General features: G+C 60.6%; 26 protein-coding genes and 1 pseudogene. 7 read left to right on the top strand and 20 right to left on the bottom strand.

From position 1 onward, the window contains the following. Positions 1-8 precede the first annotated feature (8 nt). The 3 genes from sucC to ACK8OE_RS06345 form a co-directional block, all read right to left on the bottom strand. Positions 9-1211: an ADP-forming succinate--CoA ligase subunit beta gene (gene sucC, locus ACK8OE_RS06355; RefSeq protein WP_126421900.1), complete on the bottom strand. Its 1203-nt coding sequence runs from the start codon at positions 1209-1211 to the stop codon at positions 9-11. Between the two features lie 194 nt (positions 1212-1405). Further along, the gene (locus ACK8OE_RS06350) at positions 1406-2686 is read right to left on the bottom strand and encodes a spinster family MFS transporter (RefSeq protein ID WP_410271856.1); all 1281 of its coding nucleotides are present in this window, start codon (positions 2684-2686) and stop codon (positions 1406-1408) included. 80 nt (positions 2687-2766) lie between these two features. Beyond that, positions 2767-3327 carry a DUF2306 domain-containing protein gene (locus tag ACK8OE_RS06345; protein ID WP_410271855.1) on the bottom strand — a complete coding sequence of 187 codons (561 nt, stop codon included), beginning with the start codon at positions 3325-3327 and terminating at the stop codon, positions 2767-2769. A gap of 82 nt (positions 3328-3409) precedes the next feature. Here ACK8OE_RS06345 and ACK8OE_RS06340 point away from each other — a divergent pair, with 82 nt between their 5' ends. Continuing rightward, a complete protein-coding gene (locus ACK8OE_RS06340) occupies positions 3410-4267 on the top strand; it encodes a LytTR family DNA-binding domain-containing protein (protein ID WP_410271854.1) in 858 nt (285 codons plus the stop codon). Here ACK8OE_RS06340 and ACK8OE_RS06335 read toward each other — a convergent pair. The 10 genes from ACK8OE_RS06335 to ACK8OE_RS06290 form a co-directional block, all read right to left on the bottom strand. Further along, positions 4264-4911 carry a hypothetical protein gene (locus tag ACK8OE_RS06335; RefSeq protein WP_410271853.1) on the bottom strand — a complete coding sequence of 216 codons (648 nt, stop codon included), beginning with the start codon at positions 4909-4911 and terminating at the stop codon, positions 4264-4266. The two genes, ACK8OE_RS06340 and ACK8OE_RS06335, sit on opposite strands and share 4 nt — an antisense overlap. Positions 4912-5019: 108 nt before the next feature. After that, positions 5020-5502 carry an SRPBCC family protein gene (locus ACK8OE_RS06330; RefSeq protein ID WP_410271852.1) on the bottom strand — a complete coding sequence of 161 codons (483 nt, stop codon included), beginning with the start codon at positions 5500-5502 and terminating at the stop codon, positions 5020-5022. 11 nt (positions 5503-5513) lie between these two features. After that, positions 5514-6209, bottom strand: a complete 696-nt coding sequence (locus ACK8OE_RS06325; protein WP_410271851.1) for a YceI family protein — start codon at positions 6207-6209, stop codon at positions 5514-5516. Between the two features lie 7 nt (positions 6210-6216). Next, positions 6217-6705 (bottom strand): SRPBCC family protein, encoded by a 489-nt coding sequence (locus ACK8OE_RS06320; RefSeq protein ID WP_410271850.1) that lies wholly within the window; start codon positions 6703-6705, stop codon positions 6217-6219. Between the two features lie 329 nt (positions 6706-7034). Then, the gene (locus tag ACK8OE_RS06315; RefSeq protein WP_410271849.1) at positions 7035-7472 is read right to left on the bottom strand and encodes a VOC family protein; all 438 of its coding nucleotides are present in this window, start codon (positions 7470-7472) and stop codon (positions 7035-7037) included. Between the two features lie 21 nt (positions 7473-7493). After that, a complete protein-coding gene (locus ACK8OE_RS06310; protein WP_410271848.1) occupies positions 7494-8027 on the bottom strand; it encodes an SRPBCC family protein in 534 nt (177 codons plus the stop codon). Between the two features lie 10 nt (positions 8028-8037). Continuing rightward, positions 8038-8988 (bottom strand): SRPBCC domain-containing protein, encoded by a 951-nt coding sequence (locus ACK8OE_RS06305; protein WP_410271847.1) that lies wholly within the window; start codon positions 8986-8988, stop codon positions 8038-8040. Further along, a complete protein-coding gene (locus ACK8OE_RS06300) occupies positions 8985-9383 on the bottom strand; it encodes an ArsR/SmtB family transcription factor (protein WP_410271846.1) in 399 nt (132 codons plus the stop codon). The genes ACK8OE_RS06305 and ACK8OE_RS06300 overlap by 4 nt, the downstream gene beginning before the upstream one ends. Before the next feature lie 58 nt (positions 9384-9441). Next, positions 9442-10164 (bottom strand): M48 family metallopeptidase, encoded by a 723-nt coding sequence (locus tag ACK8OE_RS06295; RefSeq protein WP_410271845.1) that lies wholly within the window; start codon positions 10162-10164, stop codon positions 9442-9444. Beyond that, the gene (locus tag ACK8OE_RS06290; protein WP_126421919.1) at positions 10165-11415 is read right to left on the bottom strand and encodes a polyhydroxyalkanoate depolymerase; all 1251 of its coding nucleotides are present in this window, start codon (positions 11413-11415) and stop codon (positions 10165-10167) included. Between the two features lie 176 nt (positions 11416-11591). Between ACK8OE_RS06290 and ACK8OE_RS06285 the strand changes: the two genes are divergently transcribed. Continuing rightward, positions 11592-12182, top strand: a complete 591-nt coding sequence (locus ACK8OE_RS06285; RefSeq protein WP_410271844.1) for a YdeI/OmpD-associated family protein — start codon at positions 11592-11594, stop codon at positions 12180-12182. A gap of 7 nt (positions 12183-12189) precedes the next feature. Here the strand turns inward: ACK8OE_RS06285 and ACK8OE_RS06280 are convergent, their stop codons facing one another. Further along, positions 12190-12801, bottom strand: a complete 612-nt coding sequence (locus tag ACK8OE_RS06280; protein ID WP_410271843.1) for an SCO family protein — start codon at positions 12799-12801, stop codon at positions 12190-12192. A gap of 106 nt (positions 12802-12907) precedes the next feature. Between ACK8OE_RS06280 and ACK8OE_RS06275 the strand changes: the two genes are divergently transcribed. Both ACK8OE_RS06275 and ACK8OE_RS06270 read left to right on the top strand, forming a co-directional pair. Then, a complete protein-coding gene (locus ACK8OE_RS06275; protein ID WP_410271842.1) occupies positions 12908-14350 on the top strand; it encodes an ActS/PrrB/RegB family redox-sensitive histidine kinase in 1443 nt (480 codons plus the stop codon). 36 nt (positions 14351-14386) lie between these two features. After that, entirely contained in the window at positions 14387-14956 is a 570-nt protein-coding gene (locus ACK8OE_RS06270) for an ActR/PrrA/RegA family redox response regulator transcription factor (RefSeq protein WP_126421925.1), read from the top strand. Positions 14957-14989: 33 nt separating this feature from the next. Here the strand turns inward: ACK8OE_RS06270 and ACK8OE_RS06265 are convergent. Further along, positions 14990-15367: pseudogene (locus tag ACK8OE_RS06265) on the bottom strand (GxxExxY protein). Between the two features lie 45 nt (positions 15368-15412). Next, positions 15413-15982, bottom strand: coding sequence for a hypothetical protein (locus ACK8OE_RS06260; protein ID WP_410271841.1), 570 nt, complete (start codon positions 15980-15982; stop codon positions 15413-15415). A gap of 138 nt (positions 15983-16120) precedes the next feature. On the opposite strand from ACK8OE_RS06260, the gene ACK8OE_RS06255 reads away from it, so the two are divergent. The 3 genes from ACK8OE_RS06255 to ACK8OE_RS06245 all read left to right on the top strand — a co-directional run bounded on the left by ACK8OE_RS06255 (position 16121) and on the right by ACK8OE_RS06245 (position 19740). After that, positions 16121-16426, top strand: coding sequence for an autorepressor SdpR family transcription factor (locus ACK8OE_RS06255; protein ID WP_410271840.1), 306 nt, complete (start codon positions 16121-16123; stop codon positions 16424-16426). Continuing rightward, positions 16423-17085: an SdpI family protein gene (locus tag ACK8OE_RS06250; RefSeq protein WP_410271839.1), complete on the top strand. Its 663-nt coding sequence runs from the start codon at positions 16423-16425 to the stop codon at positions 17083-17085. Before ACK8OE_RS06255 ends, ACK8OE_RS06250 begins: the two co-directional genes overlap by 4 nt. 81 nt (positions 17086-17166) lie before the next feature. Continuing rightward, a complete protein-coding gene (locus ACK8OE_RS06245; RefSeq protein ID WP_410271838.1) occupies positions 17167-19740 on the top strand; it encodes an ATP-binding protein in 2574 nt (857 codons plus the stop codon). A 144-nt stretch (positions 19741-19884) separates the two neighbouring features. On the opposite strand, the gene creD is transcribed toward ACK8OE_RS06245, so the two are convergent. The 4 genes from creD to ACK8OE_RS06225 form a co-directional block, all read right to left on the bottom strand. Then, on the bottom strand, positions 19885-21261 hold the full coding sequence (gene creD, locus ACK8OE_RS06240; RefSeq protein WP_410271837.1) for a cell envelope integrity protein CreD: 1377 nt from the start codon (positions 21259-21261) through the stop codon (positions 19885-19887). 56 nt (positions 21262-21317) lie between these two features. Continuing rightward, positions 21318-22472: an HPP family protein gene (locus ACK8OE_RS06235; protein ID WP_410271836.1), complete on the bottom strand. Its 1155-nt coding sequence runs from the start codon at positions 22470-22472 to the stop codon at positions 21318-21320. Between the two features lie 146 nt (positions 22473-22618). After that, on the bottom strand, positions 22619-22939 hold the full coding sequence (locus ACK8OE_RS06230) for a 2Fe-2S iron-sulfur cluster-binding protein (protein WP_126421976.1): 321 nt from the start codon (positions 22937-22939) through the stop codon (positions 22619-22621). 204 nt (positions 22940-23143) lie between these two features. Next, a complete protein-coding gene (locus tag ACK8OE_RS06225) occupies positions 23144-23917 on the bottom strand; it encodes a succinate dehydrogenase iron-sulfur subunit (protein ID WP_410271835.1) in 774 nt (257 codons plus the stop codon). Positions 23918-23922: the final 5 nt, after the last annotated feature.

Raw genomic sequence — 23922 nt, 5'->3', positions numbered from 1 at the left:
CTCTAACCTTAGCCCTTCACAGCCTTGACGATCTTAGCGGCCGCATCGGCCAGATCGTCGGCGGCGATCACGTTCAGGCCGCTTTCGTTGATGATTTTCTTGCCGAGTTCGACATTGGTGCCTTCGAGGCGCACCACCAGAGGCACCTTCAGGCCGACTTCCTTCACCGCGGCGATAACGCCCTCGGCGATGATGTCACAACGCATGATGCCGCCGAAGATGTTGACCAGGATACCCTTCACGTTCGGGTCCGAGGTGATGATCTTGAAGGCCGCGGTGACCTTTTCCTTGTTGGCGCCGCCGCCGACGTCGAGGAAGTTGGCCGGTTCCGCGCCATAGAGCTTGATGATGTCGAGCGTGGCCATGGCCAGACCGGCACCGTTGACCATGCAGCCGATTTCGCCGTCAAGGGCGATATAGGAGAGGTCGAACTTCGAGGCTTCGATTTCCTTCGAATCTTCTTCGCTCAGGTCGCGCAGGGCCTGAATGTCCGGGTGACGGAACAGCGAGTTGGAATCGAACGACACCTTGGCGTCCAGCACCAGAAGCTGGTCGTCGCCGGTGATGATCAGCGGGTTGATTTCCAGCATATCCATGTCCTTGGCGTTGAACGCCGCGTACAGTTGCTGAAGCAGCTTGAAGCCCTGCTTGGCCAGATCGCCCTTCAGACCCAGAGCGTGCGCCAGGGTACGACCGTGGGTCGGGAACACGCCGGTCGCCGGGTCGATGGTGAAGGAGTGAATCTTTTCCGGGGTCGAATGGGCGACTTCTTCGATGTCCATGCCGCCTTCGGTCGAGGCAACAACCGACACGCGCGAAGTGACTCGATCGACGAGGAGCGACAGATACAGCTCCTTTTTGATGTCCGCGCCTTCTTCGATGTACAGGCGGTTGACCTGCTTGCCCGCCGGACCCGTCTGATGGGTCACGAGAACGCGGCCCAGCATTTCATCGGCATTGGCTTCGACGTCGGCCGGCGACTTGACGACGCGCACGCCGCCCTTGGCGTCGGGGCCCAGGCCTTCGAAGCGGCCCTTACCACGGCCACCGGCGTGGATTTGCGACTTGACGACCCACACCTTGGTGGAATCGTCCTTCAGATTCTTGGCGGCCTCAAGGGCTTCCTTGGGCGAAAAGGCGGGATAGCCGCGCGGAACGGCGACGCCGAACTCCTTGAGTACGGCCTTGGCTTGATGCTCGTGAATGTTCATGGAACCGGTCTTGTCAAATGGGATGCTGGCCCGTGTTAGCGATACCAGCGAGGAAATACAAGCCGTGCGGCGCACAGCTCGGCGACCTTGGGGGCACGGACGTCTTTGCCCGCACCGACGGGTTGGGGTTATAAAGACCCGTCCGGCGTTGTGCAACCGCAAGATCGCTGATTTTTGCCGTGCTCGGGGCAGGCTCAGACGGAAATCGGGGCTGTTTTCCAGTCTCGCCTGAGGGTAAGCGCTGTCAGAAGAAAGCACCCGGCCCCCAGCGCGTAGAAGACAAGGCCGCCGGTCACGGCCATTTTCAACGCATTTGCCGCATAATTATATGATAAATAATCTGAAATCGCGCCCATAATCCACGAGCCGAAGCCGAGGCCGATGATATTGGTGACAAACAGAAACAGGGCCGAAGCCAGCGCGCGGTCCTGCGGTTCGACCACGTGGTGCAGGCTGGCGATCACCGGCCCCATCCACACCAGACCGAGCGCCTGAGCGAGGATCAGCAAAGCAAACCCTGCCGCCGTATCGAAGGCCAGACCCGGCATCAGCAGCACTAGCCCGTAGGTCGGGATGCACAGAAGATAGGCCACCGCAGGCACCAGCGCGAAGGCACGTGGCGATTTTGCGCCTAAGCGATCCGCGACAAAGCCGCCGCCCAGAATACCTATGGCACCCCCGATCAGGACGATCAGGCCAAAGCTGAAAGAGGCGGACATCAGCGTCGCCTTGAACGAACGCATAAAGACCGAGGGCAGCCAGAACATCAGCCCATAGCCAATCACGGACGACAGCGAAGCGCCCAGCGAAGTCAGCCACAGCGAGCGATTGCGCATCAGGCGACGCAGTCGGTCCAGCGCCGGGACGGTATCGGTTCGCGTCTGAACGTCATGACGGCGCGTGCCGAAGAAGAACAGCGGCGCAAACACGACGCCCGCCAGTCCAATGGTGACGAAGGCGTGCCGCCAGTCGAAGGTCGCCGCCAGAAGCCCGCCGAACATAATGCCCAGGCCCGATCCCAGCGGCACACCTAGCGAAAAGACGGCCATGGCTCTGGCGCGGTGGGCCGGCGGATAGAGGTCACTGATCAGGCTTTGGGACGGGGCGACGCCGCCCGCTTCGCCGACACCGACGCCGAACCGCCCCAGCGCCAGGGCAAGCCACGAGGTGGCCAGACCGCAGGCCGCCGTGGCTGCACTCCACACAATCAGGGCCGCCGTGATCAGCCGCACCCGCCCGACCCTCTGTGCGATCATCGCCGCCGGAATACCGAGCAGGGTATAGACGAAGGCAAAGGCGAAACCACCCAGCCAGCCCAGTTGCGCATCGCTTAGCTTCAGTTCGGCCTTGATCGGCTGAGCGAGGATCGAGAGGATCTGGCGATCAACAAAGTTAAAAATATAGACGATCAGCAGCAGAACCAGACAGAGGTGCGTTTTCCATCCCGGAAGGGCCGGTTGCGTCTGATCGGTCATAGTGCGGGTCCCGCCAAATTACGAAACCAAACCTAGCACGCCGTTTTGAAAATCCAAACGCCTAAGGCGGGTTATTCCGGTTATCCGAAAAAGACGTGCCACAGCAGGCGGCCCGGCATAAAGGCAAACAGACCCGCCACAACCAGCCCGCCCATAAACAGGCTCGTGGCCATAGTGCGATGCCGTTTGATGTTTTTGGTGCGCGCCGCGTAGAGGATCATCGGCGCGACCACCACCGTCCAGCCCGACAGGATATGGATAAAGCTGAACATGCCGTGGTTGAGCCCGCGCAGCCAGAAGCTCGATATGGCCGTCGTTAACATCAGGGCCAGCCAGATATAGCCCAGCAGACGGTGCGGCGTGCGCCCCTTCGGTCCCAGCAATTGATAAAGGCCGATGACAAAGGCCGTCATCGCCGCGCTCAGATGGATTTGCGTCGCCAGTGACGACTCAGCAATGGCGCGCAGGTTCGGGGCGTGCAGATGGGCTCCCTCAACAACCCGGGCAAAGGCGCTGAAATCGCCGCCGGAGGCAAGGGCGCTCATCAGGATGAGACCACCCGTCAGGATCAGGGCGCTGATGAATTTCCAGACAAATGAATAGGCCGAACGCGGCTTTGAGGCGGTTTCAGGGGCGGACATCAGGGGTTTCCGTGAAAATTGACTTGTGCGGGGTGACCGCTTCACGGCAATTAGACAGGGCTTATCGGCTATGGGGAGACGGATGCGCGAACAGAAGGCGTTACTGCGCGAAACGACGGGATCGACCGTTCACGCTTCGCCAATAGCATGTCTGCCATGGTCAGAGACCCTGTCCGGCGTCGGTCGCATTCTGGCGGCCTCGCTGGGCATGGCTTTGTTCTTAAGCCTGATTAATGCGTTCAATACAGGCCAGATTCCCTTCGTCATGCGCTTCCTTTATTGGGCGGCGTTGATGCTCGCCGGATCGCTAGTGGCGGTGGGCGTTGATCGTTTAGGCATGAAGGTGATCCGCCATCGCCTGCATATGGAAGGGCGTCCGTGGCTGTACGGTATCGTGCTGACCGTGCTTCTGACGCCGTCCATCTCATTGGCTGTCTGGGCGATTACTCCTCTGTTCGGCCACATGCGCTGGGACATTTCTCTCTATCCGCGCTTCTTTGTTCCGGTCGGCGTGATCTCTGCCGCCATGACGACGCTGAATGTGTTGAGCAACCGCGAACCGCAGCAAAGCCATGCCTTCGCGCCACCCCCGCCCGCCGAGTTAGCAAGCCAGGCTGACCCGGCGCGCGTCGCTTTTCGTGAGCGCTTACCGTTCAAGCATCAGAAGGCCGACATCTATGCCCTATCGGCCGAGGACCATTATCTGCGCGTGCATACCAGCGCGGGAAGCACGCTGATCCTGATGCGGCTTTACGACGCCATCCGCGAACTCGAGGGGATCGAAGGTTCGCAGACGCACCGTTCGTGGTGGGTGGCCCGCGACGCCATCGAAGACATCCGCCGGCAGGACGGGCGCGTCAGCCTCACCCTGCGCGGCGATATCGAAGCCCCCGTCAGCCGCTCCTATCAGAAGGTGCTCAAGGCCGACGGGTGGATTTAGGCTTTCACAATCGCCTGAACCTCAGGCGACCTAAGGAAAGCCATGACCTCGTTGGCATCTTTTGAGTCCGCCTCCCAAAAAGCATTGGATAGGCGGTTATGGCTTTCGAGTGTACCGGCGTTCACATGCCAGACAGTCTTCAAGGCCTTTTCATATGTCGATAAGCGATTGAGATATGGCTTCAAAACGATTCCCGCTTTTGAAAACCCACACAACAAATCATCGAGGCGTTGATCCAGATTAAACTCGTCTATTTCAGCAGTTGTGTCATCAAGGCGCTCCTGAAACCAACTGTCGAGAAAAGTCTGAATGGCTTGCTTCTCAAACTGTGGCCATTTTAGCCACTCACCAAGCCGCAGCTTGTCGAGTACGATTTCGACGGATGGCCACCAATCCTCATCGGTGGTGCTGATTTCAAAAATCCGCGACAGAAAGTATTTGAAGTCCACGACGCTACCCACTGTCAGAAACAAGGACACAGTGTAAGCGCCAAGATCGTCAGCCGCTAATTCACGTAACGGCTTGTGATCATTGCGTACTTTCTTGCGATCCGAACAACACGGGCAACCGTCAATATGCTTTGGGCGCGGCGTCTCAAAAGCCTCGTATAGATTTTCAATGGCTTGGCCAAGGGGCGTGGTCATAGCCACCACCTTAATCTACCCCACTTGCATGAGCAACCGCTGCGATAGCGCCTGAAACACGCAACCACTTTAACAACCTTCTGATGGCAGAGACAGATCGGGTCATGGTCAGTGCCGATTGAGCCACGCTTCCAGCATATCGAGCAGGGCATGGGTTCCGGCCTCGCGGTCGGCAATGTGGTCGCAGCCGTCGAGGAAGGCCAGTTGCTCGGTCAGGCTAAGCCGTGAACCGGTCGCCGTGGTGCTGAATTCCAGTGTCAGAAGCGAAGCGGTGAGCAGGGTGTCTCCCACGTGCATGGTGAAGCTGGAGATAATGCGCGCTACTCTGCCTTGAGGCCCGTCTTCGGGCGGCACAATATCGTGAAAGACGGCCGACATGATGTGGCGCGGCTGTCCCTTGGGACCGCCGCTGCTGCGCTCATGCCCGCCGACGCGGAAATCAAGCGCGTGCGGGTCGCTTTCCCAGTCCGACGGGCCGGTGAACCACTGAGCCTTTGCCACCGGGTCCGACCACGCCTTGAAGACGGTTTCGACCGGAAAGGCCAGGTTGCGGGTCAGGCGCATAGTGTGCGGGGTCATCGAACGGGTCATGGGGCGTCCTCCTACTTGGCCTTGAGCGGCGGGCCGGAAAATTCGGCGTCAATGACGATGCCGACCGTGTCACCGACACCCATCGTGCTGCCCGGTTCCGGAATGCCAAAGGCCATGCCGAAGTCTGAACGCTTGATCTCACCCCTGGCCGAAAATCCGATACGGGCATTGGGGTCATAGGGGGCAAACCCGGGATAGCCGCCGTTAAGCACCGCATCGAGTACCACCGGCCTGGTGACGCCGCGCAGGGTCAGGTCACCGTAAATCTTCGCCGAATAATCGCCGGTCTTTTCAATCTTCGTAGAGACAAAGGTCATTTGCGGATGTGTCGCCGCATCGAACCACTGCGCTGACATCAGGCTGTCGTGGAAGCCTTTGGGCGGAGCGGGCAGGTCGAGCGATTTGACATCGACCGTGGCCCTGAGTTTGGCCGCTTCCGGGTGAGAAGGGTCGATCTCCAGCGTCGCATCGAAACGGTCGAAGCCCGCCGTGTAGGTCGAAAAGCCGAGATGGCTGACCGTGAAGGCCAGGCTGGCGTGCGAGGCATCGAGTTTGTAGAGACCCGCCGGGAAGTCTTTGGACACCGGCGTGGCGGGGGCGGGTTTGGGAGCGGAAGCGTCTGGCGTTGTCTCCGCCGGCGGCTGCGAACAGGCCGTCAGTCCGGCGCTCATCACCAGAAGGCCGAAGGTAAAGGGCAGAAGGCGCATGGGTCACCTATGCGTTTAAGGACTGAGCGAGGGCTTCGAGCTGATCGGTGGCAATGCCCCAGCCCTCATGAAAGCCCATCTGTTCATGCTGTTGGCGCGTCTCGACCGACCAGTGCAGGGCCTTGGCGACATAGCGCGTATGACCTTCAGATGTGTCTTCCAGCGTGATGATGGCGGTCATAAAGGGGGCTTCCGAGGGCTCCCACGCCGTCACGTAGGCGTCCGTCATGACCAGCTTTTCGTTCTCGATCACTTCGAGATAGACGCCGCGATTGGGGACGATCTCGCCATTGGGTCCGTGCATGACGAAGGCATTGCTGCCACCTGTGCGCACGTCCAGTTCGACCTGATCAATATACCACGGCTTGGGGCAGAACCATTCGGCCAGCAGCTTCGGGTCGGTCCAGCAGCGCCAGACCAGCGCGCGGGGGGCCTTCAACAGGCGTTCCAGCACCAGTTCACGCTCGGCAATCGGAGTAGCGGGTTGCGGGGTCATTTTTCATTTCCTTTGAGAATTAGAGCATTCGTCGGCTAAGTTGAGCCGCTGAATGGCTCTAAGTTTTTGTTTATTCGCGCAATTTTTCCGAAAAGTGATGCCCACTTTATCGGATTACGCTTTAGATCATTATGATTTCTCGTGGAAACATAATGATCTAGATTTTTGTTTAGCCCCTCGCCGGGCGGAGGCTTCGCCACCTTGGCCGCCGCCTCAATGGCGGCTTAAGCGTAATGATTCCGGTAGAAATCATTCCGCTCTAGACACAGCGCCGCCCTCCCCTTCCGGGTCACGGAAGGGCGGCAGGGATTCTTGTTTTGTGAGTGTTGTTATTGTGGAGTGTTGGCAGCGACGAAGGCTTCGTCAGCCACCGTATTGATCATCCACGGCTGACCATATTTGTCGATAAACATGCCGAAAAGGGGCGACCAGAAGGTGGGCGCAAGCGGCATGTTCACCGCCTTCGCCTCTTTCGTCAGGCCGTCCCAGATGCGCTGCGTCTCTTCGACGGTATGGGGCTGAATGGACACGCAGAAACCGGAGGGGTTGGCTGGACCGTATTCCGGCGGGCAGTCCGCGCCCTGAATGATCCCCTCACCCGTATTCAGGGTGGCGTGCATGACCCAGTCCTTCAAGGCCGGATCAACGGGCATGTCGGGCGCGGCCGAAAACGGGAAGGTCATCAGTTCGCCGCCCAGCACGGACTGATAAAAGGCGAAGGCTTCGGCGCATTGGCCATTGAAACTCAGATAGACATCAATACGCACGGCACGTTCTCCTCTTGGGGTTTATCGGTTTTCCGTCAGCGCTTTGAGGCGTGACAGGCCTTTTTCGAAATCCGCCCCGATCATCTTGTCCATATTGAAGATCAGGCCGAACAGACGCGAGACAAAGGGCGATGGCCCATACATCGCCCAGGTCACCACGGTGCCGCCGTCTTGCGCTTGCAAGGTGAATTCGGCGGTATTGGTGGCGCGGATGGGCTTGATAAAGTCGAGCTGTATGACCAGCTTGCTCGGCACAAGGGCTTCGGTGATGGTCATGCGCCCTCCACCGGCCTTGGCATTATCTGACGCCCACTCATAGACAGACCCCGTGCCGGTGGCGGGGCCGCTATAGGTACGGCGCAGCGCCGGGTCGATATCTTCCCACGGCGACCATGTCTGCCAGCGGCGCAGGTCCTCCAGTTCGGCATAGATAGACTCCGGCAATGCCGCGATGGTCGCCGTGCGCTGAAGCCGGAAGTGGTTGGGGCGTAAGGCGGCGACCAGCAACACCCCGGCAATGGCAAGGCCGATCAGGCCCAGAATGAATGTCAGCATTTGCTCCCCCTCAGATTTTCCCGGTTTTCAGATAGGTCTCCAGACGCAGGAAGTTCTGTTCATTGGCCTGCGGAATGAAGGTCTTGAGCAGTTCCTCCTGTTCGGAGGGTGCAAAATCCATGCGCCAGATCATGTCAGTATGATCGCCGTCCGCGACATATTCGACCGTCATACGAAACTGATGCGTCGGCTGAAGGTGATCGAAGACGATGCGCTGGTTCTCAACGATCTCGACAAAGCGTTTGTGATTGTCGTGATCGCGCCCATCCGGCCCGTGCATGATAATGCGAAATTCGCCGCCTTCGTGGAACTCAAACACCGGGATAGAGTTGGTAAAGCCGTCCGGTCCCCACCACTGCTTGAGGTGCTGCGGATCGGCAAACAGCGCAAACAGGGCTTCAGGGGACGCGGCATAACGGTGCGAAGTGACGATCACAAACCCGGCGGGTTGTTCCGACATCAAAGTCTCCATGCGTTCAAAGGCATCGGCCCAGCCGACGGCAAAGCCCTGTTCAATGGCGGCGTCCTTGCGTTCCGGCGACAGAAGGCGCGCGTGCAGGGTCAGGCGGGTCGCCTCCTCCTCCTCCTTGAAGGTTATAGTCACGCGCGATTCCGGCGGCAGGCCGGAACCGCATGGATGCACGTGCGGCATCCCTTCATAGACCAGCCGTTCCGGCGCAATGACTTCGACAAAGGTGCCTTCGCAGGGACAGGGCGTACCGTCCGGAGCCGCCATGCCAAGGCGAAAGCGGCCTCCGGGACGCACATCCATCTCACAGGTGTCGTTGTGGAAACCGTGCGGGCCCCACCATTGGCGCACGTGCTCCGGCTTGGTCCACATCTCCCAGACCAGAGCGCGCGGCGCCTTGAAGGTGCGGAACATCACGATGTCGATTTCGCTGGGGAAGGTCACCTCGAAATCCGACAGCATGGCCGAGGGGCGGGGGGCCAGGGTGATCATGTGCGGTCATCCTTTGGGGTATCATCGGGTTTGTCTTTGACCACCGGCGGCGCAGGCGTATCGGCGGCGGCCTGAAGCTGGGTCAGATAGGCCTCCAGTCGGTCGAGCCGCGCCTCCCACATGGCGCGATATTTGGCGAGCCACATGTCGACCTCCTTCAGCGGTTCCGGTTCCAGCCGGCAGGGCCGCCACTGCTTTTCACGGCCCCGGCTGATCAGACCGGCCCTTTCCAGCACTTTCAGATGTTTGGAGACCGCCGGCAGGCTCATATCGAACGGTTCCGCCAGATCATTGACCGTCGTTTCGCCCAGCGACAGCCGCGCCAGAATGGCCCGGCGCGTCGGATCGGCCAAGGCATTGAGGGTCACAGACAGGTGGTCGGGAGACGCAGGCATACACTTAACCGAAATGTTAAATAACTTATCGGTTAAGTACGCGCGTTAAAACGATGAGTCAAGCCCCATAGGCAAAGAGCTGCACGCCCTCGGTCTTCAGCCAGCGGCGGGCCGCTCGGTAGTCGCCATAAAGCCTTTCGACCTCGGCCCAGAAGCGGTCGGAATGGTCGGGATGACGTAGGTGCGCGGCTTCGTGGGCGCAGACATAGGCAAAGACCGGCTCCGGCGCGAGGATCAGCCGCCAGCTCAGGCGGATGGCCTTGCGCCCCGGCGTGCACGAGCCCCAGCGGCCCTTGGCGTCGAACAGCGACACCTTCACATCGGCATAGCCGAGCTTTTGCGCGTAGATCTCCGTATGGGTCTGGGCAAACTCCAGCGCCTCTTTGCGCAAAAAGCGCTCGATGCGGCGGTGGAAGGCCTCGCCCTCGCCGCCCGCGGTCAGAACGCCGCCCACCATGCGCGCGGCGGCGGCATTGCCTGAGTGAACCAGACGCAGTTGCGCCCCAAGATAGGGAATATCGCTGTCGGGCGTGAAGAACAGCCTGTCGGGCCGCGCCGCCTGATGTTCGATGATCCACTGGGCGCGGCTGAGGGCAAAATCGACGGCCTGAGCCAGATCACGCGGGCGCGGCGCGGTCACCACCGCCTCACCCGTCTTGTTATCGATGCGCAAAGAGATACGGCGGGCGCGGGCATTGACCTTCAGACGCAGACGGAAGTCACCGCAGTCGATGACCTGACCCGCCCCATAGGCCGGTTTTGCCCGCTTGAGCCCCAACACCTAAAGCGCGGCCTCGCTGCGGGCGATGAAGTCGCGGATGCGTGGATAGATTTCCTGACGGAAACGGCGGCCATTGAACACGCCATAGTGGCCCGCCCCCGGCTGCACATAAAGCTCGCGCATCTCCTGCGGGATGTTCTTGCACATCTCATGGGCGGCCTGAGTCTGACCGACGCCGGAAATGTCGTCCTTTTCGCCTTCGACCGTCATCAGGGCGATATCGGTCACGGCCTCAAGGCGGACCGGGCGGCCATGATGGATCAGCTCCCCCTTGGGCAGGGCGAACTTCTGGAACACCAGGTCGATGGTCTGAAGGTAAAATTCTTCGGTCAGGTCGAGCACCGACAGGTACTCATCATAAAATTCGAGGTGCTTTTCGATACCGTCGCCGTCATCATCGACCAGCGAGTTGAAATAGGCCCAGTGTGCGTCCTTATGCCGTTCCTCGTTCATGCTCATAAAGGAATAGAGCTGCACGAAGCCCGGATAGACGCGGCGGCCTACGCCCGGATAGGGCGGCGGCACGGTGTGGACCATGTTCGACTTGAACCAGGTGAAGGGCTTTTCCTGCGCCAGATCATTGGTCACGGTCGGATTATAGCGGGCGTCAATCGGCGAGCCCATAAAGGTCATGGAGGCCGGACGCAGCGGGTCCTTGTCTTCCGACATCAGGCAGGCGGCGGCCAGCACCGGCGGCCCCGGCTGACAGACGGCGACGACGTGCGCCCGCGCGCCGATGGCCCGCAACATGTCGCGCACATGGTCGATAAAGCTGTAGAAGTCGAAACGCCCCTCCAGCACCGGCACCTGACGCGCATTGACCCAGTCGGTAACATAGACGTCGTGATCGAGCAGGAATTCCTGCACCGTACCGCGCAGCAGGGTGGCGTAGTGGCCGGACAGGGGCGCGACCACCAGCACAGCAGGGGCAGGTTTTTTGACCCCGGCACGCCGCAGATCGGTCGGGTCGCGCTGAAAACGGATCAGCTTGCACCACGGCGAGGCCCAGTCCTCAACCACCTGAACCCGCACCGGCGTGCCGTTGATTTCGACCGTATCGAGACGCCAGTCAGGCTTGCCATAGCGACGGGTCACCGTGCTGAACAGCTCAGCGGAGGCGTACATCTTGCGCCCGAACTCGGTTTCGGCAATCGGATTGGCCTTATTGCCCCAGAAGTCGCGGCTGGCCTGCGCCACAGCGCGCCAGGGACCGGCGGAATAATAGGCCATCTCATGCAGCAGGTACAGCATCGCAAAAAACTCGTGTCGTCTGTCGTGAGGAACAAGGCTAACATAAGGATGCTGCCAATAGGTTACGAGTCTTCTCTTCGCATCTGCGAAACAAAAAGCCGTGAAGGTGGCGAATGTCGCCCCTTGGGCCGGGTTTGCGACGATGCTATCGTTACGTAAACAGGGAGACACAGCGGATGGACAGCGCACCCAACCCCAAGGTGGACGCCTTTATGCAGCGCGCCGAGCGCTGGCGCGCTGAGTTTGAAGCCTTGCGCGCTATCCTGCGTCAGGCCCCGCTGGGCGAAGAGCTGAAATGGGGGCAGCCCTGCTACACGCTGGGCAAAGCCAATGTGGTGCTGATGCACGGCTTTAAGGACTATTGCGCCCTGCTGTTTATGAAGGGCGCGCTGATGCCCGATCCGCAGGGGCTATTGATCCAGCAGACCGAAAATGTGCAGTCGGCGCGCCAGATTCGCTTTACCGGTGTCGATCAGATCACGGATAAGGCCGCCACGCTGAAAGCCTATGTCGAAGCCGCGATTGCGGTGGAACAGGCCGGATTGAAGGTCGATTTCAAAAAGACCGACGCCTTTGCGATGCCCGATGAGTTTCGCGCGCGTCTTGAAGGTGACGCGGCCCTGAAAGAAGCGTTCGAGCGCCTGACACCGGGGCGTCAGCGCGCCTACCTGCTGCACTTTTCGTCAGCCAAACAGTCGAAAACGCGGGACGCACGTATCGAAAGGTGCCTCCAGCAGATCATGGACGGGCTGGGTCTGGACGACTAGAAACGCCTCAGTACGCCTTCATCGCCTGCCGGATCACCTCTGCAGCCTTTTCGGGCGGCAGGCCATGCGCCAGCGGTTCGGCAAATTCGCCGCGCGGGTTCATCAGATAGACCACCGAGGTGTGGTTCATCGTGTAGTCCTTGCCTTCGCCAACCTTGTTGTAGGTGGCGCGATAGGCGCGGGCGGCCGCCGCAATCTGTTCCTGTGTGCCGGTCAGGCCGATAACCCCTTTCGGGAAGCCGCCGGAATCCAGATAGGCCTTCATCACTTCGGGGGTGTCGCGTTCCGGATCGACCGTGATGAAGACGAATTGCAGGTTTTCGCCGTCCTTACCCAGCTTTTTGCGCGTCTGATCCAGCGATTGCAGGGTCAGCGGGCAGATATCGGGGCAGTAGGTGAAGCCAAAAAACACCGCGGTCCATTTGCCCTTCAAAATCGCTTCCGTCTGCGGCTTGCCGTACTGATCCATCAGGGCGAACGGCCCCCCGATGCTGTAGGCCGAGTCGATCGTGCGGCTCGCCACCGGCTTTTGCCCCAGCATCGAACTCCACATGGCGACCGCCAGCGCGCCGAGGCCGATCACCAATACCGCAATGATTGTCAGACGTGTGCGATTCATCCTATGCCTATCCTCAGTCTCAGATGCGCAAATGTGTCACATAGTCATGCGGCACGAAGGCGCATAAAGGGGCCATACCCGCAAGTTCTATAGGCGAACCCGCAACGTGCGCCAACGGATTATCAGCTTCCTGACTTCCTTCACCGCGCCCCCGGCTGCGGCAAAAGATCGCACGCCCTTTTCCTGGGCCGACTTTTCGCCCGTGCCCCTGTCGCATGGAGCCGATGGCCTGAGGCTGCGCACGCTGGTCGGTCTGCGCTGGCTGGCCATATTGGGCCAGAGCGTAATGATCGCCGTGGTGTCGCTGGGTTTTGGTCATGAACTGAACCTGTGGCCCTGTCTGGCCATGATTGCCGCCAGCCTGTGGCTCAACCTGCTTTTGATGTTCAATGACCGGCGGCAGCGTCTCGACGACTGGGACGCGGCCCTGCAACTGAGCTTTGACTGCGTGCAACTGGCGGCCCTGCTGGCCGTGACAGGCGGGCTAGACAACCCCTTCTGCCTGATGCTGATTGCGCCGGCGACCGTGGCGGCGGCCAACCTGCCGACGCGCTACGGCTTCGGCGTGGTAGCGGTGGCGGTGCTGGCTACCTGCGCCATGGCCTTCTGGTCGCTGCCCCTGCCTTGGCCGGAAGGACAGGCGTTTCACCTGCCGCAAATCTATCGTCTGGGCTTTCTGGCCGCCATCATCATCGGCATCATCTTCACAGCGGGCTATACGTGGCAGGCGGCGCTGGAATCCAAGCGCATGGCGCAGGCCCTGGCGGCGACGCAGGCGGTTCTGGAAAAGGAACACCGCCTGTCGGCACTGGGCGGACTGGCAGCGGCGGCGGCGCATGAGCTGGGCACGCCCTTAGGCACCATTCAGGTGGTGGCGCGTGAAATGCTGCGCAGCCTGACGCCCGGCACAGCGCTTTATGAAGACGCCGAACTTCTGGTCTCGCAAAGCCAGCGCTGCCGCGACATCCTCAAAAACCTCGCCCGCCGCCCTGAAACCCGCGATCAGGTCCACGACCAGATGCCGCTGCGCGTGTTTTTCGAAGAGGCGGTGCAGCCCTTCCGCAACGAAGGCAAGGCCATCCATATCGAAATCAGTATGGACGAGGTGCCCGACGGCGAAGACCCCGGACAATATGTGTCGATCAAGCGCCGACCGGAATGGCTGCATGCCTTGGGGGCCTTCGTCGAAAACGCCGTCGATTTTGCGCGCAGCGCCGTCTGGGTCCGCGTGCGTATCCGCAAGGCCTATGTCACCCTGTCTATCGAAGACGATGGTCCCGGCTTTGCGCCGGACATCCTGTCGCGCGTCGGCGACCCCTATATTTCGACACGCGGCCACGACTCGCGGCCGGAGACATCTATGCACGGTGGCATGGGTCTGGGCTTCTTTATCGCCAAGACCCTGCTGGAGCATACGGGGGCCAGCGTCACCTACGGCAATCGCGAGACCAGCGGCGCCTATGTGCGCGCCCTGTGGCGACGCGAGCAGATAGACGTGATCGTATCCCGAGATTTTGGCGGTGACATCGCACCGCTATCCAGAGATTAACCACCTGAGAATGACCCGTAGAATAAGGAGCTTGTTATGGATGATGTGAAAACCGCCATCGAGCAGAAGATCGCCGCCCTGACCGACCGCACCCTGCTGCTGCTGGACGACGATGCGCCGTTTCGTCAGCGTCTGGCCCGCGCCCTGGAATCCCGCGGCTTCACCGTCACGGCGGTCGAAAGCGTGGCCGAAGCCTTGAAAGTCATCGAGGCCAGCCCGCCGGCTTTTGGCGTGATGGATATGCGCCTTGAAGACGGCAATGGCCTGAAAGCGGTCGAGGCCCTGCACGCCAAGCGCCCCGATGCCCGCGCCATCATGCTGACCGGCTACGGCAATATCGCCACGGCGGTCGCTGCAGTGAAGTCGGGCGCGGTGGATTATCTGTCGAAACCCGCTGATGCCGATGACGTCGTTAAGGCGCTACTGGCGGTCGAAGACCACGCCCCGGCCCCGCCCGAAAACCCGATGTCGGCCGACCGCGTGCGCTGGGAGCATATTCAGCGCGTCTATGCCCTGTGCAATCAGAATGTCTCGGAAACCGCCCGCCGCCTGAACATGCACCGGCGGACTTTACAGCGCATTCTGGCCAAAAAAGCCCCGAAGTAGGTTTGGCCACGAAAAACACGAAAAGGCTCGAAATCAGAACGCAAATCGTTCAATTTGCGCCTTGGGATGACGGCCGAAATTTACAAGCAAACCCAGTCGTAAGTCCGTTGCTTTCAGGTAATTAAGTATTTGAGCCCGATGCGCATCGGTAATCGCCGAAACGCATTTCAGCTCTACGATAATCTGATCGTAACAGACAAAATCGGGTTGATAATGCTGAGTAAGAACCTCGCCCTAATAGGCGAGGTTCAGTATTTTCTGGGCGGTAAAAGGAATGTCTCGTCTGGCAAATTCTCTGGCCAGACACTCCTGATAAACGGCTTCCAGAAAGCCTGTGCCCATATGGCGGCTGACTTCGAAAACGGCACCCTGAATAGCAAAGACTTCGTCTCTGAAAAGCAGTTCCTGCACGCTTCCCCCCTTTTCGTGCCTTTTCGTGTTTTTCGTGGCTAAAACTTACTCATCGGCGATTATGATATCGGGGTTTTCCGGCAGGACGAATTCGAACAGGCCCATGTCCAGCGCCTTTTGCGGGCGATAGGCCATCAGCGGCGCATGGGCCAGCGCCTGCACCTCCTCAGGGGTCAGCGGCACATCCAGCGCCTTTTTACGCACGGCGCGCGCCTGAAGATGCGGGGTAATGGCGGATGAGGGTTTGGGCGCAGGGCGCACCGTCCCGATCTTCCAGTAGCTGACGCACAGCTTCCATTGCGCCACGGGAGCCGCTTCGGGCTTAGGCCAGCGGCGGCCATCGCGCATCTGCGGCTCAACCCGGCGCGGCTTCTGAACCCGTTCAAAGGTGCAGATCAGCGTCGCAAACGGTTCGCTCAGCAGGGTTTCATACTGCGCCCGCGCCGCCTCCTCGCTCGGAAAGCCCGGATCGAGCGTTTCACGCACAAAGGTCACGTCCTTGCCGCAGGCTTCCTTCGCCGCGCGTTCGCGCTCAGCCGCCACAAGCCCGCCCCCACCCCAGTTGAGGACGACGTCGAGCGCGTTGTGCGCGATGGGATAGGCTATAGCGGGCATGGCCCTATCCTATAGGTTTGCGCCCCTTAACAAAAGCCTGACCGGAACAAAAAGAATACACAGTGAGGGGATTATATGTGTATTTGACAGTGTTCTTATAATTTGGTATTTGCCAAAATAACAAATCAAGAGGCGTTTATGTCCGAAGTCTATAAATCCCTGAGCGACCCGACGCGGCGGCACATCCTTGAAATGCTGCGCGAACGCGAGATGAGCGCCGGCGAGATTGCCGAGCGGGTCAGCGTGTCCAAACCGACCCTGTCGGGGCATCTGGCGACGCTGAAAGCCGCTGGATTGGTCGATGTGACGCGGCAAGGCACGACCCTGATCTACCGTCTCAACCTGTCGGTACTCGAAGAGGCAGTGATGTCGCTGATGAGCGCCTTTCGCATCGGTCAGGACGCCCCGGCACCTCTGCCGCGCGCCACGGAGGACAAGGCATGACCCAAGACGCAAAATGGCCGGTTTCCAAACTGTTCAGCCTGCTGATGATCGCGGTCACCACGGGCCTGAGCCTGTGGGCGCGGCCGCAGATTCCGGAAGGTCCGGTGGGCACACACTTCGACCTTTCAGGCACCGCTATTGGCTTTATGCCGCGGGATCAGGCGCTGATGGTTATGCCGTTGACACTGGCCGCCATTACGCTGCTGCTGTGGGTCCTGCCCTATATGCAGCCCAAATCGGGTAAGCTGGAACGCTCGGCTTCGGTCTATGCCGTAAGCTGGATCGGCACTGTGGCGCTTCTGGCGTTCGGGCATCTGTTTATCGTCGGCCACGCGCTCGGTTGGGCCTTGTCCGTGCAACCCCTGCTGCTGGGACCGGGCCTGCTGTTTATCCTGATCGGCAATTTCATGCCCAAGGCGCAGCGTAACTATCTGGTGGGGGTGCGCACACCGTGGACCCTTTCAGACGAGCGGGTGTGGCACAAGACGCATCGACTGGCCGGACCGGTGATGATGCTGGCGGGCGTGATCATGCTCGGCGCGGCGCTGATGATGCCAACGGCTTATCTGCACTGGGTCTTTCTGAGCGCCGGGATCGGGTCGGCCCTGATTGTGGTCGTCGCCTCCTATATCTACGCGCGGGCGCTAAAACTTACTTGACTCCGAGTTACCATATTCATTTGGGAGGCGAATCGCTTTGCATTAGTATGGGCCTTTCAGTGATTCGATCCGGGCCGCCGTATGACCGTTGCCACCATTGCCTTTGCCGCCGCTGCTGGCGCGACTGCGCTGGCCTTTTCGACCACGGTTCTGGCCTGGCGTCTTAAGGCGCGCCTGACGAAGCTCAGCGAAGGCTACAAATCCCGCCTTGACGTACAGCACACAGTGCTGGGCGAACTGGACGCCGCCACACTGGCCTTTGATGAGGCCTTTGTCGCCATCGAAGGCGAAACCGTGCGCCTCGTCTGGGGCGATGAAACGTTGAAAACCATCGCCGACGCCTTCCGCATCCCCTTTTCCGAAGAGGTCGCGCCGCGCGTCATTGAAGGACTGGCCGGGTCATCCAAGGAAGCCGCCGAGGCCCTGAAACGCCTGATCGCCGAAGGCCGCCCCTGCCGCTTTGAAGTGTTTACCGAAGCCCCGCGCAGCCTCGTCGGAGCCAAGACCGCCGGGCTGACCCTGCTGGTCGAAGGGCGGGCCACAGGCGCGACGGCGTGGGTGCGTCTGGCGATTGCCAGCGAGCATACATCCCTGTCGTCTGGCCCGTTTGCCCGTATGGCGGACCTGATCCCCGCGCCGTGCTGGGTGGTGCGCGACGGACAACTGGTGTGGGCCAATGCCGCCTGGTTGAAAGCCGTCGATGCGGAAAATGTCGAGCAGGCGCGCGCCGAACAACTGGGGCTAGACCGCTCTGCCGAGGCGCTGGTGGTCGAAGCCGCCGAGCAGCACATGCGCCGCGAAGGTTTCCGCTGGCTGACCATCCACGGCCAGCGCCGCGCTTTTCAGGTGGTGGCCGAGCCTCTGGGCGACGCCTATGTCTGCGCTTATGCCCTTGACGTCACCGAATCCGAAGAGAGTCGTGAGGCGCTCAAACGCCATGCTAAGGCGCATGACGACACGCTGGATCACCTCGAAGACGCCGTGGCCATTTTCGGCCCGGAAAAGCGCCTGACCTTCCATAACCGCGCCTTTGAAACCCTGTGGGATCTGGAGCCGGCGTGGCTGGCCGAGCGTCCGACGCACGGCGAGTTGCTCGACCGGCTGCGGCAAAAGCGTAAGCTGCCCGAAACCTCGGACTTCGTGACGTGGAAGGCGCAAGAGCTGGAATTTTACGGTCTGAGCGAGGCCGCACCAGACGAGATGTGGTCGCTGCCCAATGGCCGGTCGCTGCGCGTTGTGCGTCAGCCGCACCCGCTGGGCGGGCTGTTGCTGCTGTTCTCGGACAAGACCGGGGAGCTGACGCTCAAGGCGCAGTTCAATTCGCTGATACAGGTGCAGCGCGCCACGCTGGATCAACTGACCGATGCTGTGTCGGTGTTTGGCTCGGATGGTCGTCTGCGTCTGCGCAATGCGGCGTTTGATGCCTTCTGGAACCTGTCGCCCGACGAACTGGCGCTCAATTCCGACTTCGGGCAGTTGACGGCCCTGTGTCTGCCGCTGGTGCATGATCGCGGCTTCTGGGCCGAACTGAAAGCGCGCGTCACCGATATCGACCCGCTGGCCCGCGCGCCGCAGTTGGGTGAAGTACGCACCTCCGACGGGCGTCTGGCGCAGTGGCGGACGCAGCCCCTGCCCGACGGGGCGACTCTGGTGGCGTTCAGCGACATTACCGACCGCCGCGCGCTGGAAGAAGCCATCGAACAACGCGAAGTGGCCCTGACCGAGTCGGTGCGGCTGAAGCGCGATTTCGTCGCCAACGTCTCCTATGAACTGCGCACGCCCCTGACCACCATTGTCGGCTATGCCGACCTGCTGCAACGGCAGGCCAATGCCGCCGAGGCTGACCCCGCCGAAATCCGCCGCCGGGGCTTCCTCAATGCCATTCAGGCCGCGTCGCAGGAACTGGCGCGCTCCATCGACGACGTGCTCGACATGGCCCAGATCGACGCCGGTGAAATGTCGCTGTCGCCGTCAGATTTCAACCTGTCGCGCACCGTGGCCGCCGCTCTGGGCCGTCAGGCCGACACGCTCAGCGCCAAGGGCATCCGCTTCGACTATGTGGGGCTCGACACCCGCGCCCTGATACGCGCCGATCAGCAGCGTCTGGGGCAGGTACTGGATCACCTGCTGGACTACGCCTTGCGCAACGCCGCGCAGGAAGGGCAGATCACCATCCGCAGCCGTAAGGAAGGCGACACCCTGACGCTGGAGATCGGCTATACGGGCCGCGGCATCCCCTACCACACGCAGGCGCACATCTTTGACCGCTTCGTCGGGCGCGAGCGCGGCGGGCCAGGTCTGGGGCTGGCCTTGGTCAAGGCGCTGGTCGAACTGCACGACGGCTGGATCACACTGGAATCCGAGCCACAAAGCGGCGCCACCTTTGCCCTGCACCTGCCGCATCAGATGGGCGTCGGTTTTGAAAGCAACGAGGCGAAGGCAGCGGTGATGCAAACGCCGGCACCTGCGCCTGAGATTGCCCCGGTGGTTGTGGCCACGCCCGCCCCCCTGCTTGAAACCCCTGCGGCCCCAGTCGTCACCGCAGCCGAAGCGGAGCCGGAAAAAGCGCCGGAAACCCCAGCCGAAGAACCCAATCCTCTGGGCCTGACGGCTGAGACCCTAGCGCAGGCCCGGCGCATTCTGGGCATGGCGTAATTGGAAAGTGCCTCCCCTAGAGCGAAATGACTTTAAGAGGAATCGCCATTTCGCTCTAAGTTTTTGTTTTGTAGCGATGTTTTTTCGGAAAACCGCTCACACTTTTCCGCACATCGCTTTAAAATCCGGGAGGCACCATGAGCCTTACTCCCCCTCGGCCCGGTTGCCGTACCAGTTGATATTGCGCGTCAGCACCATCACGGCAGCGATGACGAGGAAGGCCGAGCAGGCGCCCACCAGCAGCGCGTAGTCTTCCATGCGCATCAGCACGTAGATCAGGGCATAGAGCGCGCTAAACACGGCAAAGGCTGCCATAAAGCGCCAGCGGGAATGGAAGATCAGCCCCGCATAGCCGGCGATCAGCGTCACGGTTGCCCCGGCCGCCACCACAAAGGCCGCGTCAAAGCCGATCCGTTCGGCAAAAGACAACAGCAGCAGGTAGAAGGTGATCTGCGCCAGCCCAACCAGAATATACTGCGCCGGGTGCAGCTCCTTCTTAGAGGTGCTTTCAAACAGGAAGTAGGTCAGGAAGACAAGACCCACGAACAGCAGGGCGTATTTCAGCGAGCGGCCGACGCTCTGATACGGGTTGGTTGGCTCGACAAAGGTCACCGACAGTTCGGATTTACCGAGCGTCATCATCTGGCTCTGGTCGATGACCGCGGGCAGGCCCCGTGCGATAAACGGCACCGACCATTGGGCGCTGAAACCGCCCTGGCGCGCCGCCTCATCGGTTTGCCGCGTCGCGGGCAGGAAGCCACCGCCAAAGGAGGGGTATTTCCAGTCGCCGGTAATGGTGGCTTCCGACGACTTGCCGTAGGCGAGGATGCCCAGCTTGCGCGTGCCGGTGAAGGTCATGCCCACCTTGATATTGAGCGGCGTTGCAGTATCGCTCAGGCTCAGCGGGGCGGCAAACAAGTCGAAATCGGTGCCGTCGGGGCTGAACCCCGTGACGCCGGGCCCGGAGGGCGCCAGCATAACCGACGCGCCGTTGATCTGCGCCACGATGTCCTTGCGCGCGCCGCGGGAATCCGTGGCCCCGGTGACCAGTTGCGCCTTATCCCACATCAGCACCGCGCCGGGCCGGGCGGCCTGCACGTCTTTCAGGTCGAAGGCGGCATCGAAGCTCAGGTCCGCCGTATAGACCGGCACGCGGAAGATGGAGCGCGAACGCACGTCGCTTTTGGTGGCGGCATTGGCCTTACCCGTTTGCGGAAAGACAATCAGATTGCCGCTTTCCTGCGCCAGCACGACGCGATTGCCCTTTTCATCGGTGGAGGTTCGCGTTGGGATGACATAGGGAATCTGGATCACCGGGCCGAGAAAGACCTGTTCGCCACCCATCTGGTCGCCGATTTCGCGCGCCACGCCTTCGGCCCGGTTGGTGCGCTCCATCAACAGCGCAAACACCAGCAGGGCCGGAATGGCCATCAGCACCGCGAGCGCGCAGACCACAAGGAATTTTGTGCCCTTGGATCGGCCTTTCTGCGGCCTAGGGGTCGGGGTGGGAAAGTCGTCCATGAATCCGCTCCGTTAAATTTGAACAATGTTCATATCCGCGCAGATTACGGCGTTTTTCAGGCGGCGTCTTTCTGAACGTGATAAACGGCGCGCATCAGGTCCGATGCGCTGATGATGCCGCACAGACGCCGGGTGTCGTCCAGTACCAGCAGATGATGCAGGCCCGTATCGGCAAACAGGGGCACCAGAGTGGCGACATCCGCCCCGTGGTCGGCGGTCTTGAAATCGCCGGACATTAGTTGCCCGGCGACCTCCGGCTTTGAGGAATAGGGCGACGGGGTGCGTTTGACGAGGGCCTTGAGATTTTCACGCATGTCGGCAGGTGCGCCGCCCGCCTGACGCAGCATATCGTCCGCTGTAATGACGCCGATGACCCGCCCGGCCTTGTCCGTCACCGGCAGCAATTTCAGCCTGTGTTTCTGAATCAAGGCCCAGGTGTCTTCCAGAGGCGTGCCAAATTCCACATGAATAGGATTTAGCGTCATGATGTCTTTGGCCCGGATATGGTCCATCAGCCGCTGATACGCATGGCGTTCGGACAGGGCCAGCAGCTTTTCCAGATCATCGGGCGCGATGTCGATCAGCGTGTCCATCTGGCTCAGGGCGGCCGCGATGTCTTCGGCGCTGACGCGCTTGAGGCTGTTGTCCTCGGTCTTCAGAGCCGGTGCCACGATGTGCGGATAGTTGCGGCGGGTGAGGGTGTTGAAGACAATCCCGGCGCTGACCAACAACAGCGAATTGGTGAAGGCGGGGAACAGGGCGAACCACGGGCTGGTCGTGTGGGTGAGTACGACCAGCAAGGCCATGGCCCCGCCGGGCGGGTGCAGGCTGCGCGTGGCAAACATGGCGAGGATCGCCAAGGACACAGCCAATGAGGCCGCGATCACCGGATCGGGGATCATATGGGCGCAGATCAGACCGATGATCGCCGACACCGTATTGCCACCGATAACCGACCACGGTTGCGCCAGAGGTGAGGCCGGCACCGCAAAAACCAGCACGGCCGAAGCCCCAAGCGGGGCCACCAGCCACGGCGACAGGCCCAGCGGCGTGGCGATCAGCAGGCTGATCAGGGCAGTGAAACCGATGCCGAGACACGCCCCCAGACCGCTGCGCATCCGCTCCAGCCCCGAAACCGGCAGCGGTTTGGGCTTAAGGGCATCGAGCCAGAGTTTGAGCGCTGGTGTCATGGATTTGGCTACGAAAATCACGAAAGGTCTTCGCTGAGAAGCACACGGAGGATACCTCACTCACGAAGGTGAGTATACGTCATGCCCTTGGGACGCTTATACTTCAAGCGCTCTGATTTTTGTGTCTTTTCGTGTTTTTCGTGGCCAATTTTACTCTGACCGGAAAATCAGTGCTGGCTTTCGGGCAGGCGCACGATCAAGCCGTCCAGCGCCTCGGTGACGCGGATCTGACACGACAGGCGCGAGGTCGGCTCAACATCCTGCGCGAAGTCGAGCATGGATTCTTCCATCACCGACGGGCCGCCGGTTTTGTCAAACCACTGCGGATCGACATAGACGTGGCAGGTGGCGCAGGCACAGGCTCCGCCGCAGTCAGCGTCGATACCGGGAATATTGTGCTTGATCGCCCCTTCCATGACCGAGTTGCCAGTCTTGACCTCGATCTCGTGGGTTTTGCCGTTGGATTCGATATAGGTGATCTTGGGCATAGGGGGCCATTTCAAATGCACAGAGCGATGTGCGAAAAAGTGTAATCGGTTTTTCGCAAAAACATCGCGACCAAACTAAACCCGAGAGCCGAAGCAAAAGCCTCGGCTCTCGAAATAGAAAGCAAAAATTTGCGACGAGCCGTCTCTAGCAAATTTTTTCGATATAGGAAGGGGCACATGGGGGAAACGCTGTTTCCCCCATGATTACTTCGTCGGCATCATCTTCTTGATTTCAGCGATGGCCTTGGCCGGATTGAGGCCCTTGGGGCAGACCTGCGCACAGTTCATGATGGTGTGGCAGCGGTACAGCTTGAAGGGGTCTTCCAGCGATTCCAGACGCTTCTTGGTGTGATCGTCGCGCGAGTCGGCGATCCAGCGATAGGCCTGAAGCAGGGCCGCCGGGCCCAGATACTTGTCCTGATTCCACCAGTAGCTGGGGCAGGAGGTCGAGCAGCAGGCGCACAGGATGCACTCATAGAGCCCATCCAGCTTGTCGCGGTTGGCCGGGCTTTGCAGGCGCTCCTTGTCCGGGTCGGGCGTCGTCGATTGCAGGTACGGCTCGATCGAGGCGTATTGCGCATAGAAGCCCGACAGGTCCGGCACGAGGTCCTTGACCACCGGCATGTGCGGCAGCGGCGAAATGGTGATTTCGCCGTTATATTCCTCATGGCCCTTGGTACAGGCCAGGGTGTTGCGGCCACCGATATTCATGGCGCACGAACCGCAGATACCTTCGCGGCACGAGCGACGGAAGCTCAGCGTCGAATCGACATTGTTCTTGATGTAGATGAGGGCGTCGAGCACCATCGGCCCGTGCGCCTTGGCATCGACCTCATACTTGTCCCAGCGCGGGTTTTCGCCCGAATCCGGATCGAAGCGGTAGATCTTGTACACGCGTACATTCTTCGAGCCCGACGGCGCCTTGTAACGCTTGCCGTTCTTGATCTGAGAGCGCTTGGGGAGAGCCAGTTCAACCATGTTCC

Origin of the sequence: Asticcacaulis sp. W401b (genome assembly GCF_046503825.1) — a bacterium.
Classification (GTDB): domain Bacteria; phylum Pseudomonadota; class Alphaproteobacteria; order Caulobacterales; family Caulobacteraceae; genus Asticcacaulis.
Note: the sequence above shows the minus strand (reverse complement) of the source record. Positions and strands in the feature narration are given on the sequence as shown.

Excerpts from the sequence above, each read along its gene's own strand:
- ACK8OE_RS06305 (WP_410271847.1), bottom strand. The coding sequence starts at position 8,988 with ATGATCACCCTGGCCCCCCGCCCCTCGGCCATGCTGTCGGATTTCGAG.
- ACK8OE_RS06225 (WP_410271835.1), bottom strand. The coding sequence starts at position 23,917 with ATGGTTGAACTGGCTCTCCCCAAGCGCTCTCAGATCAAGAACGGCAAG.
- ACK8OE_RS06280 (WP_410271843.1), bottom strand. The coding sequence starts at position 12,801 with ATGAATCGCACACGTCTGACAATCATTGCGGTATTGGTGATCGGCCTC.
- ACK8OE_RS06260 (WP_410271841.1), bottom strand. The coding sequence starts at position 15,982 with ATGCCCGCTATAGCCTATCCCATCGCGCACAACGCGCTCGACGTCGTC.
- creD (WP_410271837.1), bottom strand. The coding sequence starts at position 21,261 with ATGGACGACTTTCCCACCCCGACCCCTAGGCCGCAGAAAGGCCGATCC.
- ACK8OE_RS06345 (WP_410271855.1), bottom strand. The coding sequence starts at position 3,327 with ATGTCCGCCCCTGAAACCGCCTCAAAGCCGCGTTCGGCCTATTCATTT.
- ACK8OE_RS06255 (WP_410271840.1), top strand. The coding sequence starts at position 16,121 with ATGTCCGAAGTCTATAAATCCCTGAGCGACCCGACGCGGCGGCACATC.
- ACK8OE_RS06350 (WP_410271856.1), bottom strand. The coding sequence starts at position 2,686 with ATGACCGATCAGACGCAACCGGCCCTTCCGGGATGGAAAACGCACCTC.
- ACK8OE_RS06335 (WP_410271853.1), bottom strand. The coding sequence starts at position 4,911 with ATGACCACGCCCCTTGGCCAAGCCATTGAAAATCTATACGAGGCTTTT.
- ACK8OE_RS06290 (WP_126421919.1), bottom strand. The coding sequence starts at position 11,415 with ATGCTGTACCTGCTGCATGAGATGGCCTATTATTCCGCCGGTCCCTGG.
- ACK8OE_RS06285 (WP_410271844.1), top strand. The coding sequence starts at position 11,592 with ATGGACAGCGCACCCAACCCCAAGGTGGACGCCTTTATGCAGCGCGCC.
- sucC (WP_126421900.1), bottom strand. The coding sequence starts at position 1,211 with ATGAACATTCACGAGCATCAAGCCAAGGCCGTACTCAAGGAGTTCGGC.
- ACK8OE_RS06245 (WP_410271838.1), top strand. The coding sequence starts at position 17,167 with ATGACCGTTGCCACCATTGCCTTTGCCGCCGCTGCTGGCGCGACTGCG.
- ACK8OE_RS06310 (WP_410271848.1), bottom strand. The coding sequence starts at position 8,027 with ATGCTGACATTCATTCTGGGCCTGATCGGCCTTGCCATTGCCGGGGTG.
- ACK8OE_RS06325 (WP_410271851.1), bottom strand. The coding sequence starts at position 6,209 with ATGCGCCTTCTGCCCTTTACCTTCGGCCTTCTGGTGATGAGCGCCGGA.
- ACK8OE_RS06250 (WP_410271839.1), top strand. The coding sequence starts at position 16,423 with ATGACCCAAGACGCAAAATGGCCGGTTTCCAAACTGTTCAGCCTGCTG.
- ACK8OE_RS06320 (WP_410271850.1), bottom strand. The coding sequence starts at position 6,705 with ATGACCCCGCAACCCGCTACTCCGATTGCCGAGCGTGAACTGGTGCTG.
- ACK8OE_RS06270 (WP_126421925.1), top strand. The coding sequence starts at position 14,387 with ATGGATGATGTGAAAACCGCCATCGAGCAGAAGATCGCCGCCCTGACC.
- ACK8OE_RS06330 (WP_410271852.1), bottom strand. The coding sequence starts at position 5,502 with ATGACCCGTTCGATGACCCCGCACACTATGCGCCTGACCCGCAACCTG.
- ACK8OE_RS06340 (WP_410271854.1), top strand. The coding sequence starts at position 3,410 with ATGCGCGAACAGAAGGCGTTACTGCGCGAAACGACGGGATCGACCGTT.
- ACK8OE_RS06300 (WP_410271846.1), bottom strand. The coding sequence starts at position 9,383 with ATGCCTGCGTCTCCCGACCACCTGTCTGTGACCCTCAATGCCTTGGCC.
- ACK8OE_RS06230 (WP_126421976.1), bottom strand. The coding sequence starts at position 22,939 with ATGCCCAAGATCACCTATATCGAATCCAACGGCAAAACCCACGAGATC.